The sequence below is a fragment of the Methanosarcina siciliae T4/M genome (assembly GCF_000970085.1).
In the GTDB taxonomy this organism is placed as follows: Archaea; Halobacteriota; Methanosarcinia; order Methanosarcinales; family Methanosarcinaceae; genus Methanosarcina; species Methanosarcina siciliae.
Window position 1 is genome coordinate 1,586,569 of record NZ_CP009506.1, and the last position, 15,327, is coordinate 1,601,895.

The following is a 15,327-nucleotide window of genomic DNA, read 5'->3' on the forward strand; positions in this document are numbered from 1 at the left end:
TGAAGGTATGAAATTTATAATGATGCATAACCTCATCCAATGAAGATATAATAATCATCCATATTCATCCGTAATCATCTCTCTTATTTTTGTACCCTTTTAATTTGTCCCGGATTCGTCCTTTCTATCCCAATTTATACAATAAGATTAAATAGTGCAAGAATAAAGCTATTTTATTCTTTTAACTATCTAAAAAACAAGAGTGAGGCATAAAAATATGAGCAAAGATATTAATTTCGTCTGTCCAAAATGCGGAAACAACTCCTACGTTCTCGGTGAGATCCGCACAACAGGCGGTTTCATAAGTAAAGTCCTCGACATCCAGAACAAAAAATTCACTCACATCACCTGCAAACGCTGCAAATACACCGAATTCTACCAGGCAGACAGCGGTATGCTGGGAAACATTTTCGACCTGTTCACCTGAAATCCGCGAATCAGGAACTCTTCTATGGAACTTTTTACACAACCCTTTTTTTAATTTTTAGATGATTTACTTTTCCCTCCCGAGTTTCGTTTCGGGAGCACGATGTCCCACCCGAGTTTCGTTTCGGGAGCACGATGTCCCACCCGAGTTTCGTTTCGGGAGCACGATGTCCTTTTCGCTGCGCTCAAGAGGACTGAATTACTTATAATCTGACCCCTACAACCATATTCGCTGCATCGGGTCGTTCTTGTCACGCTCGACGCAGGAGAGCGGTTTGCACGTAAAAATGAAGTAAAAGAAGAATCAGTTTCTAAATCTTTGGCGTTTTTTTGCGTTTTCAGCCAGTTATGATGCATTTCATCCTGACTTGCCTATTATATAATCTATTTTATTCTGCAAGGATCAGAATACAACAGCATTTTTTCTTCATTTCGTCGAGGGTAAGCTCTTCCAAGTTTTGAATGTGTTTGTGCATGAGCGGTGAGAATATCTTTATTGTTGCTTTATTTTCTTCGCTGTTGAATATTTCTCTTAGCTCATTTCGGTCCTTACACTCTGCTATTGTCTCAAGCAGTTGAATGAACTGTTTTCCTTTATCCTCTGAACAGCTGAAAATTTCGTTTTTCTCAAATATGTGAATGAGTTTTGTCTTTATTGGAATCTGCCCCACCTGTGTATCCTTTGCAGGATTGAAGTCTTTACTGATTGATGCAAGCAGGATAAACTGTTCCATGACCTCATCAACAGGTTCTATGATCCCTTCATTCTGTTGCCCGTAAGTGGACTTGTCAAGTGTTGAAACGATTCCTGTAGACCCTCCGAGAGTTTCCTCATTCTTTTCAAGAGTGAATATGCCGTTTGCCATTATGTATGCTCTGTTTCCTGAACATGGAGGGTTGTTTATGTCGTTTTTCGCTGTTTCATAGAATCTTTTCGGACTCGGGTTTGTCTGAGGTACTACAATCACGTCACAGGCAGGAATCAGGTGATTTCTTAAATCGGCGTTCAGATATTCGTAACAAATCATTAATCCTACGCGGAGGTCGTCCCGAAGTTTGAAAATGTGATTTATTTTCCCGGCTTTCATTCCTTCCTTAAAATAGATTTCACGCTCTTCTCGCGCTCCAAGCAACTTTTCGTTATGTACTATTTTTGAAGAAGGAATTACAACAGGGGAGATATTCTTCCTCAAGTCTTCTTCTTCAAACTCTCGGCTGAATATTTTTCCGTACTCTCCAAGCTTTCCTTCCGTCACATAATGGCTTCCCGCAACAACAATAACCTCATTTTCATCTGCAAATTTCTGAATCTCTTCAAGGTACTCAAAAGGAATGGAGAATTCCGGGAAAACCACAATATCCGCTTCATCTTTCACAGCATCCAGAATCGTCATAACCTTTTGACGATAGGCATCGTCGGTTGTGAGTTTCACAACGGAGTTTTCTCCATAAGCATTATACTTTAACTGAACAGCTGCGAGCTTCAAATCTCTATCAACGCAAACTCCATTGCAGCAATCACACTGGAATATTCTGGTTTTGTTGCCTCTTCCGACGCTTTCAAAATAGTCAATTGGCCTTAAAACAGGTTTTTTCTGTCCCGGAGTTGTGAAAGTGATTTCATCTTCTCCCTTCGGGAAGTAGCCAATCTTGAGGTAATCAATTTCAAGCAGGTGTTTTTCGATTTCTTCTTTGCTGAGAGCCCTGTTGAATAAAATCCTGTTAACGGTTTTAATCGTCAATTTCCCTTTCACTTTCTCGGGGTCATCAAATATTACCTCCAGCTTCCAGTTTTCATAAATTAAGTTTAGGCTGAAAGGTTCTTCAAAATAATCTTTTATCTTCTCATGAATATGCCCGAAGAAGTTCTCCAGTGCCTTGTATTCTATTGCACTGACTCTTTCATCAAGTTTTTTCAGGAGCTCTTTGCGTGTCAATTTGTCTTTTTCTTCAAATATCTGAGGGATATTCTCAAAAGAAACCCTTATGCTGGGGTTAACATCTTCAGGAAGAGTTTCAAGAACCTTCTTAACCAGTTCTTTCAGTTTTGGAACATTTACTTCTTCAAGTTCATTTACATCTTCCAGGATCTTAAGCAGCCCGATATATACGCAGAAGCACACATTTGCCTTTTCATAGGTTTCTTTTGCGTTCTGGAACTGCTCCACAGCCTGCCTGAGAAGTTCCAGTTCAGGCTGTCTGGAAGCAAGAGCTTCATTCACAAGTTTTCTTCCTCTGAGGTAGCAGGCGGTAGAAGAACACAATTTTAAAATTGTTTCATCCTCTTCCATTTCCTTCAGCTTCTCAATCGCCTGAAGGGCTTTTTCATATTCCTTCGCTCTCTTCTCTGAATTATTTTCAAGCCTCACATTTTTCATCAAAAAATCGATATATGCACTCAGCCCGGCTTCTGTAACCAGTTTTCTTTCGTGCTTTCGCTCATATTTGATAAAAAACTCCTGCTGTTCTTTGCATATTTGAAATGCTTCTCTCAGGCACTTCATCTGATTGTAGGGATTAGTTTCCTTTTCCGCCTGTTCTGTATTTAACTCAATAAGCCTGATTATCGACTCTGCCTTCCTGCCTATAGTCAGGTATTGCATGGGTTCCGTGTAAATCTCTAGTGCTTTTTCGTACCTGTTTTTCGCGTCTTCAATGCGCCCCATATCAGAAAGCAAGGTTCCTAAATTGTTGAGCATCGTTCCGGTATAGTTTTGTAAAAATTCATCTTGAGGGGATGATTGCAGAAGTTTTAGAGAGATACCAAGTCCGGTTTCGTAGGCATTTTTTGCTTGAGGAAATCTTCCTGCGTTCTGGTAAAAGTAGCCGACAGTGAAGATATTGTTCAGGTTCATCTGAAGGCTTTGCTGGAAAAATTCGTCTTCAGGGTCTTTTAAAAGGATGTCTGCAAAAAAGTTTGAAGCAAATCCGCAGATTCTCAGGACTTCATCGAGAGCGCCGAGGGATAGCAGCAACTGTCCCCTTATATTTATGGTATGGATGAGAATGTCGTTTGCTTTCGCTTGCTTTGCGGCTTCTTCGGCTTTTTCAAGTTCTTCTAAAGCTTCTTTGTTTTGTCCTTTCTGCATCAAGGATATGGTCTTATTGAGGTGGCCTATCGCTAAATCTCTCAAACTCCCGGACATGTTAAAAGAATGAATTCAGGGTAGCTTAAATTTTGCGTTTTTTATGCATCTATTGCTACAAAAAATTCGAGAATAAGAAATTATTCTCCTTTTTTCTTTGAATAAAAGGAAAGGATTCCGAAGGCGCGTGTACAAATTCGTGAAAATCAGGCTGTTCAGGCTGCGAGAAGGAAAATTTCAAACCGCTTCAAACTTTTCCCGCGTGAGTCTGACTTCTTCCCTTAGCTTTTCATTCCCCGGTTCTTTTTCACTCAGTTTTTTCAGGATATCAAGCGCTTTTTCAAAGTTTTCTTTTGCCTCTGCTTTTTGCCCTTTTTCGGAATAGAGGGTTCCGAGGTTGTTGAGGGTCATTGCTGTGTCTGAGAGGTATTCGGGGTTGTCCGGGGAGTTTTTGAGGAGGAGGGAATAGGTTTTGAGGGCTTCTTCGAATTTTTCTTTTGCTTCATCGGGCTCGCCCATTGTGAAAAGCAGTTCTCCGAGGTTGTTGAGGGTGTTTCCGGCGTACATCCGGTAAAATTCGTTTTCCGGGTAGGAAGCGAGGAGGTTCTGGCAGATTTCGATGCCGATTTCATATGCCTGTCTTGAGGAAGAAAAGTTGCCCATTCTCTGGAAAGTATTGCCGAGGTTTCCGAGGTTGTTGAGGTTCAGGTGGAGGGTGTCGGTGTAAAGTTTGTTTCCCGGATCTTCGGAGAGGAGTTTTTCGCTCATAATTAAGGAAAAGGCGTAGGTTTCGAGGGCTTCTTCAAGCATGTCCAGGGACTGGAGCAGCTGCCCTCTTACTTTCAGGATGTGGAACAAAATGGGTCCGTCTTCTGCTTTCTGGGCGGAGATTTCGGCTTTCTGGAGGGATTCGAGGGCTTCAGTGTTTTCCCCTTTTTGCATCAGGTCCAGGGTTTCGTTAAAATATTTTACTGCTTCCTCTCTCAATTTCTCGGGTGTTTCGGACATATTTTAACAAAAATGCTTGTAATGTTTTATAGGTTATGCTGCAGCTTTGTTTTTCCTCCATATGCCTGCTTTTCCCCAACTCCTTTATATATTATTAAAAGCTTAATTATAGATGTTCGAAATTCTATACCTTTCTTTAATCCACGTTTTCTGGGTATCTTGCTGCTATCGACATTAGAAAAGGAATGTACGGATAGAGGGGACAGCATGGACAGGGAAGCAGAGAAAGAAAAAAGGGATAACAGTTCAGACAGGGATGACGGTAAAGCTGCTGGAAAAAGCAAATATGAAAAACTGTACGTGATACTTGTAGCTATCCTCGTTGCAGCTGTCTTTTTCTACACTCTTTATATAGGGCAGCTTCTCTGGGGCGTAGTTATAGATCTCCTCATCCTGAGGCTTTACTACTACATGCAGCAGGAAAAGCGTTATTTCAGAGAATGCGATCTGAACGAAGACGAAGCCGGGATTCCGCACGACGCCGGGATGAAGCGGAGGGTCAGGCTGGCAAATATCTTCCTCGCTTTATTTGTGCTTGTGCTTGGCGTTTATTCATATCTTACTTTTCAGTTTGTCTGGGGGCTTGTGGTAGGACTGATGGTTCTGCTCTATGTCCATATGCTGCTGTTTTCCGGAAAAAACCTGTAAGAAAACCTGTAATTGCATTCTCAAAGCCCTTCCAGCCTCTCTTTTGTCAGAGTGGTTGCTTCTCTAAGCTTTTCATTTTCAGGCTGCTGGGTGAGCAGTTTTTCCTGCATTTCCAGGGCTCTTTCCAGGGTCTTTTTTGCGCTTTCGGTATCTTCTGGGGCTTGCTGCTTGAGGCAACTTCCTAACTGGCTGAGCGCAACTGAGAGTTCGGCCTGGTAGCCGAGGTTGTCGGGCTTTTCCTCAAAGAGTTTTTCATAGATTTCTACGGCTTCTGTCTGAATTTCACAGGCTGAATCCGGGGAACCGACTTCCAGGAGGAGGTATCCGTAGTTGTTCAGGTTTTCTCCGGCGTATGAGCGGTAAACGGCATTTTCGGGGTCCTTTGTGATGAGGTCCGAATAGATTTTACGGGCAGAGGAATAGGATTCGACAGCCCTGTCAACTTCGCCTTTTTTCCGGAGGAGATTTCCCATATTACTCAGGGTTGTGCCCATGTAATGCTGGTAATCGGTGTTTTCCGGGTCGTTTTCCAATAGTTCGGAACCTACTTTGAGGGCTTTTTCATAGGTTTCAAGAGCCCGGTCATACTCTTTTGCTGAGTAAAGGATCCCTCCGCGGGTAAAGAGAATATAGTAAAGGGCGTCCGTGGATTTCGCCTGTTTTGCAGATTTTTCGGCTTTGTCCAGGGTATCGAGGGCTTTATCCAGTTTTCCTTTCTTGATCTGGGTCACAGCACTGTGGATCTGCTTCAGGAGGAGAAGATTTTTTACCTTGCTTCTGGCCATATGAGAAAAATCCCCTTTGTTTTTTTAAATAGCTGTCGATATCGATTTACAGGCACAGGCTGATTTCCTCTGCACAAATTTCTGTGAAGATGATGTTTAATTATATATAGTAGATGCGGCATAGGTATGTAAAAAATATCTAAAAACCTCTTACAGGTTAATTTTGCAATTGATTTTCTGATCAAGTTTTCTACTCTAATGTCCCCAGCAAATAGTATATAATAAAAGGTTTCTATATATTGTATATATAGTGGTAGGTTAATTTTATATACCGTAAGTTTATATAATTAGCTGAAGGATGGATGGGGTTGCAGTAACATCAGGAGTCTGTTATTGTAGCAGCCGTCTTTGTCCATTATTCTACCATTAAGTTTATTGTTTTTTCAAAAGCGTCAAGTATATAATCTCGATCAGATAACGTCTATCAAATAACGTTCGAATATGTGAGCTAACCATGGTGTATAACAATAATCAGAACATAGACGGGTCTTCAGAGAATATGGACAGGCAAGCCAATGAAGTAGTGGAGAAGTCTGCTCCGAAGTTAGACACGTCTGCGGCCGACCAGATACAGGATGAGCCTGCTCATCAGATACAGGATGAGCCTGCCCATCAGATACAGGATGAGCCTGCTCATCAGATACAGGATGAGCCTGCCCATCAGATACAGGATGAGCCTGCCCATCAGATACAGGATGAGCCTGCTCATCAGATACAGGATGAGCCTACTCATGAGTCTACTCAGGTCATGGCCGAGTCTGAGTTAAGTGAAGAAATAGATGAAGATATGGACATCGGCTTCCAGTTTGAAAACACTTCGAACATCGAGGTCCCAAAACTCCTTATTGACCAGGTTCTGGGGCAGGAACATGCCGTGGAAGTGGTAAGGAAGGCCGCCAGTCAGAGGCGGCACATCATGATGATAGGGACTCCGGGTACGGGAAAGTCCCTGCTTGCAAAGGCAATGGCAGAACTTCTTCCTAAAGAAGAGCTCAAGGATATCCTTGTATATCCTAACCTGGAAGACCTTAACAATCCCAAGATAAGAGAGGTTCCCGCCGGGAAGGGCCGAGAAATTGTCATGGCTCACAAGATGGAGGCAAGAAAGAAAGCCCAGGCCCGGAACATGCTTATGATGCTCTTTGTTGTAGGTATTATCATCTATTCTTACTTCGTCGCCCAACTGCTCTGGGGTATCATTGCAGGCATTATGATTCTCATGTTAACCCGCCAGTTCCTGCCCAAAGAGGAAATGATGATTCCGAAGTTGGCGGTTTCAAATTATGATAAGGAGCACGCCCCGTACGTCGATGCAACCGGAGCCCATGCAGGCGCTCTGCTTGGAGATGTCAGGCACGACCCCTTCCAGTCCGGAGGACTTGAGACTCCTGCCCACGATAGGGTAGAAGCCGGGGATATCCACAAAGCCCACAAGGGTGTGCTTTTCATTGACGAAATCAATACTCTGAGACTTGAGTCACAGCAGAGCCTCCTGACTGCACTTCAGGAAAAAGAATACCCGATTACCGGCCAGTCCGAGAGAAGCTCGGGGGCTCTTGTTAAGACCGAGCCTGTGCCCTGTGATTTTATCATGGTCTCAGCAGGGAACCTGGATGCCGTGCAGAAAATGCACCCTGCACTCAGGTCGAGGATAAAAGGCTACGGTTACGAAGTCTACATGCGAGATTCCATGGCAGACTCTCCCGAAAACCGGAAGAAACTGGTCCGCTTCGTTGCCCAGGAAGTCGTCAGGGACGGGCATATTCCTCACTTTGACGAAGGGGCAGTAGAAGAAGTAATCAGGGAGGCCAGAAGGCGTGCGGGCAGGAAAGGTCACCTTACCCTGAAGCTCCGTGATCTTGGCGGGCTTGTGCGTGTGGCAGGAGATATCGCTCACTCCGAAGGGGCTCCGATCACAACTGCCGAGCATGTGCTTTCAGCAAAGAGGATCGCAAGGTCTATCGAACAGCAGCTTGCAGACAGCTACCTCGAACAGCGTAAGGAATACGAGTCCTTCCTGAGGAAAGGTTCGGCTGTAGGCAGAGTCAACGGACTTGCAGTCATGGGTGGAGATTCGGGAATCGTACTCCCCATTGTCTCCGAAGTTACGCCTGCACTCTCAGGAGCCGAAGGCCGGATCATTGCAACCGGGAAACTCAAGGCCATTGCAAAGGAAGCCGTGCAGAACGTATCCGCAGTGATAAAGAACATGACAGGTACTGACATTTCCCGTCACGATGTCCACATCCAGTTCGTGGGGACATATGAAGGTGTGGAAGGGGACAGTGCATCGGTTTCAATAGCAACTGCCGTAATCTCTGCTATTGAAAGGATCCCTGTGGACCAGACTGTTGCAATGACGGGCTCGCTTTCCGTCAGGGGAGATGTCCTGCCGGTTGGCGGGGTCACCTACAAGATAGAAGCTGCAGCCCAGGCCGGATTGAAAAAAGTCATTATACCAAAAGCCAACGAGGCAGACGTTCTTGTTGAAAAGGCATACAGGGAAAAGATCCAGATCATTCCTGTTTCCTCAATTGCGGAAGTAATGGAACACAGCCTTGTGGGTCCCAGGAAGAACACAATTATCGAAAAACTCAAAAATATTACAAAACTAAGTTTCGATATCCCGGAAGTTACACCCGCTTCCGTACAGGCTATGAACCTTTTCGGGTGCAGGAACTGAGCATGAATAGTATTATGCAGGACATTAAATTTTATGACTGCAGGGTGATAGAGGGCAGTTCCACTTCTATCATTCTGGATAACGGAAAGATCGAAGAAATATCCAGAAACTTCACAAAGGGGGCCGGAGTAAGAGCCCTTTGCGGGGGTTCCTGGGGTTATACGGCTGTTGAAGGGGATATAGACCTCAAACACGGGGTCGATGTTGCCTCAAAACTTGCTTTTTCTATGAATGCGAGCACCCCTAAAGAAGAAGTCGAACTTGCAGCCATAAATCCTCCCGGTGTAAAAGATCTTCCTGAAATAAGGATTGACCCGAGAGATATTGCAATTGAAGAAAAAGTAAACCTTTTAAAGAGTATTGAGGAACATGCAAAGATTGCAGGCGTTCACAGTACCAAGGTAATGTATCTCGAATCAGAATTCAAAGTCCAGTACCGGAGTTCCGAAGGGCTGGAATGCGAATATGAACTTTTGAATGTCGGTTTTGCAGTTTCTGCGGTTGCTTCGGAAAACGGCGTCTACCAGGCAGGTAGGGAGAGCCGTTTCGGATACGGTTATGAGCTTTTTGAGAAAGAAAATGTTCTCGAACTTGCAGGAAAAGCAGGAAAGACCGCAGTTGAGCTCCTGAAGGCTAAGACCCCTAAAGGCGGAGAAATGCCTGTGGTGCTTGACCAGGAGCTGGCAGGAGTCTTTGCTCATGAAGCCGTAGGACATGCTTCGGAAGCAGACCTGGTGCTTGAAGGGGACTCTATTCTTGAAAACAGAATAGGAGAACAGATAGCATCCCCACTTGTCACGATCATTGATGACCCTACTCTGCATGAGTTCGGGTATTATCCCTTTGATGCCGAAGGTTCCGAATCGAAAAGGACCGAGATCATCAGGGACGGAGTTTTTAACTCCTATCTCCACTCCCGCGAAACTGCAGCCAAACTCGGCGGTACTCCCGGAAACTGCAGGGCACAGGGTTATTCCATGCCTGTTGTCAGGATGAGCAATACCTTCATCGACAACGGGGATTCCATATTTGAAGAGATGCTGGAAGAAGTCAGGGACGGTATGTACCTTGTAGGGTCAAGGGGCGGGCAGGTAAATACCGGAGAAGGTATCTTTCAGTTCAATGCCGAAAAAGGGTACCTTATAAGGAATGGAGAGCTTACCGGGCTTGTAAGGGATGTTTCTCTCTCCGGCAAGACCCTTGAGATCCTCAACCATGTAACCCTTGTGGGCAATGACCTGAAAATGACCGCCGGAAGATGCGGAAAAGCCGGGCAGCTTGTCCCCGTATCGGACGGTTCTCCTCATATTGCAATCTCAAAAGCCCTTGTAGGAGGTGCCTGAAAGTGTACGAGCTTGCAAAAAAAGCCCTGAAACTGGCAGAAGAAGCGGGGGCTGAAGAAGCTGAAATTTATTATTTCTCAAACCACTCCACTGGTGTCAATTTCAAAAAGGATTCCCTTGAGAACGCTAAAGACCGTTTTTCGGAAGGACTGGGAATCCGTGCCATTGTAAACGGTGCGGTGGGTTTTGCCAGCACCAACTCTGCAAGGGAACTCGAGAACGCCGTAAAGATTGCGGTTGCAGAAGCTCGGGTCCGGGAAAATGATCCGGACTGGGTATCGCTCCCTTCCAACGGGAAGTACCCTGAAGTCTCAGGCATCTTCGACAAAAAGGTCGAGGCTCTTGAACTTGAAGAGTGTATTGGCTATGCCGTAGAACTCGTTGACGGGACAAAAGCGATACCCGGTACGCTTCCTACTTCCGGAGGCTTTACCCGCTCAAGGAGCAGGCGTTTGATCCTGAACACAAACGGAATAGAAGTTGAAGAAAAATCAACGGCAGTATCCGGTTTTGTAGATGTGATTACCATAAACGGGGACACCTCAACAGCCTATGACTTCGCTGTTTCCCGCTCCCTTGATATTGACTTTTTTGCTCTCGGAAAAAATGCTTCCGACCTTGCACTGAAGTCCAGGGAAGGAATAAAAATCGAGCCGCAGAAAACCGATGTTATCTTTCATCCGTTTGCCTTTTCGGACATCCTCGATGATGCCCTTGCCCCTTCGCTTGATGCGGACAACGTGCAGAAAGGAAGGTCGGGACTGATCGATAAACTCGGAGAAGAAGTGGCTGTTCCGGAACTGTGCCTTTACGATGACGGGCTGGTTGAAGCAGGCATAGAGACCGCGGCTTCGGACGATGAAGGCGTTCCTTCGCAGCATACCACTGTCATTAAAAACGGTGTGCTTGAAACCTATCTCTATGACAGCTATACCGCAGGAAAAGCCGGTGTGAAGAGCACAGGCAACGGCTCAAGGTCCTCCTATACAAGCCCCCCCTCAGTAGGGCTCAGGAATTTCGTTATCGACTACCCTCAGGAAGACATTATTGCAAATACTGCCTCCGGGATTTTCGTAACCACGATCATCGGGGCCCATACCGCAAACTCAATCTCCGGGGACTTTTCCGTGGAAGCCCGAAACGCTTTCACAATCAAGGACGGAGCCCTGGACAAACCCATAAAATCCCTCATGATTTCGGGCAACGCCTTCGAACTCCTGAAGAACATCACAGGCGCAGGCTTTGATATAAGGAAAGTCGGAGGCATAATCACACCTTCAATCCGGGTTTCCGGCATGAGTGTAATAGGGTAAAATATGAGTGTAATAGGACTGGAAATCCCCTGAATCGCTGCACTCTGGCTTTTTTTGACTTCAGGGTCCTCAGGTGCCGGGAACTTAACCCCGGGTAAACTCCTGAGGTCAAATTCTTTTTTTAATAAATGTAAATCATAAACCTATGGTCTGGATATTCTGCTTTTCTTGTCTATCGATTTTGGTTTTTATTCCTCCGGGACCTCACCTCTGACCACGAGTACAGGTATTTTTGAATGCCTCACAACGTTTTCAGCTACGCTCCCGAGCAAGAACCTGTCAATTCCGGTTTTCCCAAGGGTCCCAACTACGATCATTTCAATGTCGTTCTGTTCCGCAAATTCTATTATTTTATCTGCGGGGTGTCCTTCAAGCAGTACGGGTTCCACTTCCACTCCGGAAGCTTTAGCAGCTTTCTTCACAGAAAGTGTAGCTGTCTCTCCTTCCTTTCTGAAATGGTCTATTGCAGCCTGTTCCCATCCAAAACCCCTTACAGGATGGGTCATCGGGACTAACACATATACAGCGTAAAGTTTAGCTCTGCTAAGCATTGAAATTCCAATCGCCATATCAACAGCTTTTTTGACGAGGACCGAACCATCGGTTGCAACCATTATTTTCTTATAAGTTCCTTCTCTCATACCTTACCCCCTCTTTTTTATTTCCCTGTAAAGTTATTTTCCTCTCATTGCGGGATAAGCTCTGTTTTCTGAAGCCTATCCTGCATAATCTCCATATAATGCATGTAAGTGCACACATAATGTAAGTTCACACCTGCTCCACACATATCCTGCTAATTATTATATGCCGTTTTTCATATATTCCTAAGCAATTTATAATATCTTCCGGCACCGGAACTAAAATACAGCCAATTTAAATATCTTTGGCAGGTATTTTTACCTTTTTTGTTCCTATTCCTGGTTTTTTATTTTTTAGGCGGAAACACCTTTCCTCCGTTTTATGCGCTAACTATTTTTATTAACCTGCCATTTCAGGATAAAAATTCTCTTAACTCAGTGTTTTTCCCTCTTTTCTTGCACAAAAGGGTGTTGCCTTTTCTACATGCCACAACGTTTATATACTGGATCTTCGTCAGAAGAGTTTGGTGAACGGGTAACGCTCAAAATCAAATAATATTGATTATAATCAAATCCAACATATTTTTACCTCCTCCAAAAATCCCCGTTCACTAATTTGCTCTTTACATTTTTTGTAAGTTTATACAAGTAAACTTTAGTTTAATTTTATCCATTTGTCTTTCCTTTGATGTTTTCTTCTTGTTTTTTTAAACAGTAGCCTATGAAATAAAATCTTTTCAGGAAATACTTTTCCGTTGTCGGGAATCTTTACTATGTGGGAAAATTTTTGTTGTTTTGAAAAGCTGCAGATTTCAAATTTCCCCTATCTTTTATCTCGGATTTCATTCCGGGCTTGAAGATATAAGGAATTCCAAAAATTGCAGGTACAAATCCAAAAAGTAAATAAAATCAAAAGGCATGTCAGTAAAACTCAAAAAGGCATGCCGAAAAAAATCTAATAGGCATTTGAGTTTTAAGCGACTAAAGTTTTAAGCGAGTAAAATAATTCCTTCCCGAAATGCTTTTTTCTTAGATCTTCGAGGCATCAGGAAGCCATGCCAAGCAATAATAACAAAACTACGAGCCTTACAAACATGCTTATTGCCATAGAATACGCAACAATCTGGGTCCCAAGGCGTGTCCCGAAAATAGCTACTTTTCTCGGGAGCTGGCTGCGGACAGCAAAGATGGGGAGCATGAACATGCTACCTAGCATAAGCACGATCATTGCCTGCACATTTGTAATTTCTCCAGAATGGATCATGGGTCCTAGAAGTGAAATCCCTAGTATGGGGCTTGCAACGTAACTCGTCAGGGGGACTATTGTCTCAGGGGGGATTTTAAATAACTCGGCAAGGGGAAGCACACTGAATATCTCGAAAGCTCCGTGCTCCTGAAGGACAAAGATGATAGTGGTTGCCAGAAGGTAAACTCCTGCAATCTTCAGAAAGACCCTGAACTCTTTCTTAAACGCTCGTTTTAACGCTGTCTTCAGAGGCACTTTTTCCGTGTTCCGGGTTTCGGGGGCTTTGCAGGAATCACCCTCAAGAAAAAGCTTGCTTGCAACCGCAATTACCAGGATCTTGAACACTGCGGTGACCACAAATACAAGAGAGTAAAATCCCCCGACAATGAGCCCGAGTGCAGGTAGTACTATAGGGATCTGGTAGGTGAAAAGTTCACGAAAGTAGGCAGGGGTTGCGTTCATCATTGAACAGAGCACGACCTCTCTGTCGTTAAGGCAGTTTTCCTTTTTTGCCTGAAAAAGCATGCTGTTTGCAGCAACAGCAGACCCGATTGCCACAACGAAGGCTGAAGCACAGGTTTCTGGCAGGTTCGTATAGGCAAAAATAGGGCTCACAAGTTTTGAGATTTTCTGCATAAGGCCGAGTTCCACAAGTACGCTGGTACCTACAAGCCCCACAAAAATCATTACAAGTATCGGGAGAGCAAAATCCAGTACACTGAGAAAAAGTTCTATCATTGAAGCTTATTTGGGGCGGGCAGGTAAATCAATATATCCCGAAAAAATTCGGGACTCCTGCCCTGAAAATTTCCTGTTTTTGAGGTTAATGTTTTAACATTTTGAGTTTGTACGTAGCGTTTTACCGTTGATTTCTGTATTTATGGCCGGTATTTTACATCTGGTATTGCATTCTGTATTATTCAGTTTCAGTCTCTCTTACGACAAGTACGGCCTTTCTGGAATGCCTTACCACATTCTGAGCCACGCTTCCCAGTAAAAACCTCTTGACTCCTGTCCTGCCATGTGTCCCCATCACGATAAGGTCTATATCATTTTTTTCTGCAAACTCGACAATTTCATGCGCCGGATTCCCTTCAAGGATTACGGGTTCGACTTCAACATTCGCGGCTTTTCCTCTGGTCTCGACATAAGCTGTTGCTTCCTTTCCTTCGGTAGAGAGGTGCTCTTTCATTGCTTTATCCCATCCCACATCTCTCGGATGGGTCAGGGAAAGCCCTCCGGGTGCGATCACGTATACAGCATAGAGCTTTGCCTCGCCCAGTCTTGCGATCTCAATCGCCGTATCAACCGCTTTTTTGACGGGTTCCGAACCATCGGTTGCAATCAGTATCTTCCTGTAGATATTGCTATTCATGCCTTACTCCCCTTTTTCTTTTCAAGTTCTTTATGTTAATAGGGCAATAATCCTTTATATAGTATCAGTTCGGAAGAATCCAAAAGGGCCAATTAATACTTCACTGAACTCAGGAAGTTTGAATGCGCGGAAAGCCGCCGACGGAGGCAGTGCCCCTGTTTGCTTTTAAATTGAAAAAAGGATTCCAAGGTTCAGGATTCCGAAGCAATATCAACAATTAGCTGTGGAAGGAACACCCCAGATATTTAACCTCGAAATTACAACCCTGGCAGGTTCCGTTACTGAATTTATTCTTTAACGCCTTTCCACTTCCGCAAATGCAAGGGCATGGGTGGGACAGGCTTCCACACAGGCAGGGAGTTCTCTGCCATCGCAGAAATCGCATTTTATTACGGTTCCGTTTTCTGTCCGGCTATCGATTATTTTGTAATTGCAGAGCATGGAAGAGTTCCTGCATCCTGTAGCAAGAATTAACTGGTACAGAGATAAAAAACGGGTGCAGACGGTCGAACATGTCCAGCAGTCCACGCAGCGCTCAAGATTGAGGATTACCGCTTCCGTATCTGTGTCCTGGGTAAGGGCTTTTGTGGGGCAAACCGAAACACAGGATGCGTCCTTGCAGTGGCGGCAGGTGACCGGCATGGAGGCTCCAAGGGCAGGAAGTAACTCCACAGAGATGCGTTTTCCCGGGGCAGGGTCTTCTCTTATTGCCGAAAAGATGTTTTTGCTCTTTGAATGTGAAACAACACAGGCAATTTCGCAGGAATGGCAGCTCATGCAGCGCTCGGGCCGGATTATCAGGTCTTTCATACTAACCTCCTCTTTATTTCAAGCCC

12 protein-coding genes are annotated in these 15,327 nt (G+C 44.5%); 5 read left to right on the forward strand and 7 right to left on the reverse strand.

Going from position 1 to position 15,327, the window contains the following annotated elements; genetic code table 11:
• Positions 1–217: 217 nt before the first annotated feature.
• Positions 218–427, forward strand: a complete 210-nt coding sequence (locus tag MSSIT_RS06830) for a zinc ribbon domain-containing protein (protein ID WP_048171080.1) — start codon at positions 218–220, stop codon at positions 425–427.
• A gap of 388 nt (positions 428–815) precedes the next feature.
• On the opposite strand, the gene MSSIT_RS21135 is transcribed toward MSSIT_RS06830, so the two are convergent.
• Both MSSIT_RS21135 and MSSIT_RS06840 read right to left on the reverse strand, forming a co-directional pair.
• On the reverse strand, positions 816–3,572 hold the full coding sequence (locus MSSIT_RS21135) for a tetratricopeptide repeat protein (protein ID WP_082088903.1): 2,757 nt from the start codon (positions 3,570–3,572) through the stop codon (positions 816–818).
• A gap of 177 nt (positions 3,573–3,749) precedes the next feature.
• Positions 3,750–4,520 carry a DUF2225 domain-containing protein gene (locus tag MSSIT_RS06840; protein ID WP_048171082.1) on the reverse strand — a complete coding sequence of 257 codons (771 nt, stop codon included), beginning with the start codon at positions 4,518–4,520 and terminating at the stop codon, positions 3,750–3,752.
• Positions 4,521–4,727: 207 nt separating this feature from the next.
• On the opposite strand from MSSIT_RS06840, the gene MSSIT_RS06845 reads away from it, so the two are divergent.
• Positions 4,728–5,168 carry a hypothetical protein gene (locus tag MSSIT_RS06845; protein ID WP_048171084.1) on the forward strand — a complete coding sequence of 147 codons (441 nt, stop codon included), beginning with the start codon at positions 4,728–4,730 and terminating at the stop codon, positions 5,166–5,168.
• Between the two features lie 20 nt (positions 5,169–5,188).
• Here MSSIT_RS06845 and MSSIT_RS06850 read toward each other — a convergent pair whose 3' ends face one another.
• Complete coding sequence (locus MSSIT_RS06850) at positions 5,189–5,953, reverse strand: tetratricopeptide repeat protein (protein ID WP_048171086.1); 765 nt, start codon at positions 5,951–5,953, stop codon at positions 5,189–5,191.
• A 454-nt stretch (positions 5,954–6,407) separates the two neighbouring features.
• On the opposite strand from MSSIT_RS06850, the gene lonB reads away from it, so the two are divergent.
• From lonB to MSSIT_RS06865, 3 genes are read left to right on the forward strand one after another with little or no spacing between them, the layout of a single operon-like run.
• Complete coding sequence (gene lonB / locus MSSIT_RS06855; RefSeq protein ID WP_394296904.1) at positions 6,408–8,636, forward strand: ATP-dependent protease LonB; 2,229 nt, start codon at positions 6,408–6,410, stop codon at positions 8,634–8,636.
• Positions 8,637–8,638: 2 nt separating this feature from the next.
• A complete protein-coding gene (locus tag MSSIT_RS06860) occupies positions 8,639–9,979 on the forward strand; it encodes a TldD/PmbA family protein (RefSeq protein ID WP_231590452.1) in 1,341 nt (446 codons plus the stop codon).
• Positions 9,980–9,981: 2 nt separating this feature from the next.
• On the forward strand, positions 9,982–11,292 hold the full coding sequence (locus MSSIT_RS06865; protein WP_048171091.1) for a TldD/PmbA family protein: 1,311 nt from the start codon (positions 9,982–9,984) through the stop codon (positions 11,290–11,292).
• Positions 11,293–11,480: 188 nt separating this feature from the next.
• Here the strand turns inward: MSSIT_RS06865 and MSSIT_RS06870 are convergent, their stop codons facing one another.
• The 4 genes from MSSIT_RS06870 to MSSIT_RS06885 all read right to left on the reverse strand — a co-directional run bounded on the left by MSSIT_RS06870 (position 11,481) and on the right by MSSIT_RS06885 (position 15,301).
• Complete coding sequence (locus MSSIT_RS06870) at positions 11,481–11,933, reverse strand: universal stress protein (RefSeq protein WP_048171092.1); 453 nt, start codon at positions 11,931–11,933, stop codon at positions 11,481–11,483.
• A gap of 982 nt (positions 11,934–12,915) precedes the next feature.
• Positions 12,916–13,854 carry a nucleoside recognition domain-containing protein gene (locus MSSIT_RS06875; RefSeq protein ID WP_048171094.1) on the reverse strand — a complete coding sequence of 313 codons (939 nt, stop codon included), beginning with the start codon at positions 13,852–13,854 and terminating at the stop codon, positions 12,916–12,918.
• Positions 13,855–14,032: 178 nt separating this feature from the next.
• Positions 14,033–14,491 (reverse strand): universal stress protein, encoded by a 459-nt coding sequence (locus MSSIT_RS06880; protein WP_048171096.1) that lies wholly within the window; start codon positions 14,489–14,491, stop codon positions 14,033–14,035.
• A 294-nt stretch (positions 14,492–14,785) separates the two neighbouring features.
• The gene (locus MSSIT_RS06885) at positions 14,786–15,301 is read right to left on the reverse strand and encodes a 4Fe-4S dicluster domain-containing protein (protein WP_048171098.1); all 516 of its coding nucleotides are present in this window, start codon (positions 15,299–15,301) and stop codon (positions 14,786–14,788) included.
• Between the last annotated feature and the right edge of the window lie 26 nt (positions 15,302–15,327).

Coding starts and splice junctions, on each gene's coding strand:
- MSSIT_RS06830 (WP_048171080.1), top strand. CDS start 218: ATGAGCAAAGATATTAATTTCGTCTGTCCAAAATGCGGAAACAACTCC.
- MSSIT_RS21135 (WP_082088903.1), bottom strand. CDS start 3,572: ATGTCCGGGAGTTTGAGAGATTTAGCGATAGGCCACCTCAATAAGACC.
- MSSIT_RS06840 (WP_048171082.1), bottom strand. CDS start 4,520: ATGTCCGAAACACCCGAGAAATTGAGAGAGGAAGCAGTAAAATATTTT.
- MSSIT_RS06845 (WP_048171084.1), top strand. CDS start 4,728: ATGGACAGGGAAGCAGAGAAAGAAAAAAGGGATAACAGTTCAGACAGG.
- MSSIT_RS06850 (WP_048171086.1), bottom strand. CDS start 5,953: ATGGCCAGAAGCAAGGTAAAAAATCTTCTCCTCCTGAAGCAGATCCAC.
- lonB (WP_394296904.1), top strand. CDS start 6,408: ATGGTGTATAACAATAATCAGAACATAGACGGGTCTTCAGAGAATATG.
- MSSIT_RS06860 (WP_231590452.1), top strand. CDS start 8,639: ATGAATAGTATTATGCAGGACATTAAATTTTATGACTGCAGGGTGATA.
- MSSIT_RS06870 (WP_048171092.1), bottom strand. CDS start 11,933: ATGAGAGAAGGAACTTATAAGAAAATAATGGTTGCAACCGATGGTTCG.
- MSSIT_RS06875 (WP_048171094.1), bottom strand. CDS start 13,854: ATGATAGAACTTTTTCTCAGTGTACTGGATTTTGCTCTCCCGATACTT.
- MSSIT_RS06880 (WP_048171096.1), bottom strand. CDS start 14,491: ATGAATAGCAATATCTACAGGAAGATACTGATTGCAACCGATGGTTCG.
- MSSIT_RS06885 (WP_048171098.1), bottom strand. CDS start 15,301: ATGAAAGACCTGATAATCCGGCCCGAGCGCTGCATGAGCTGCCATTCC.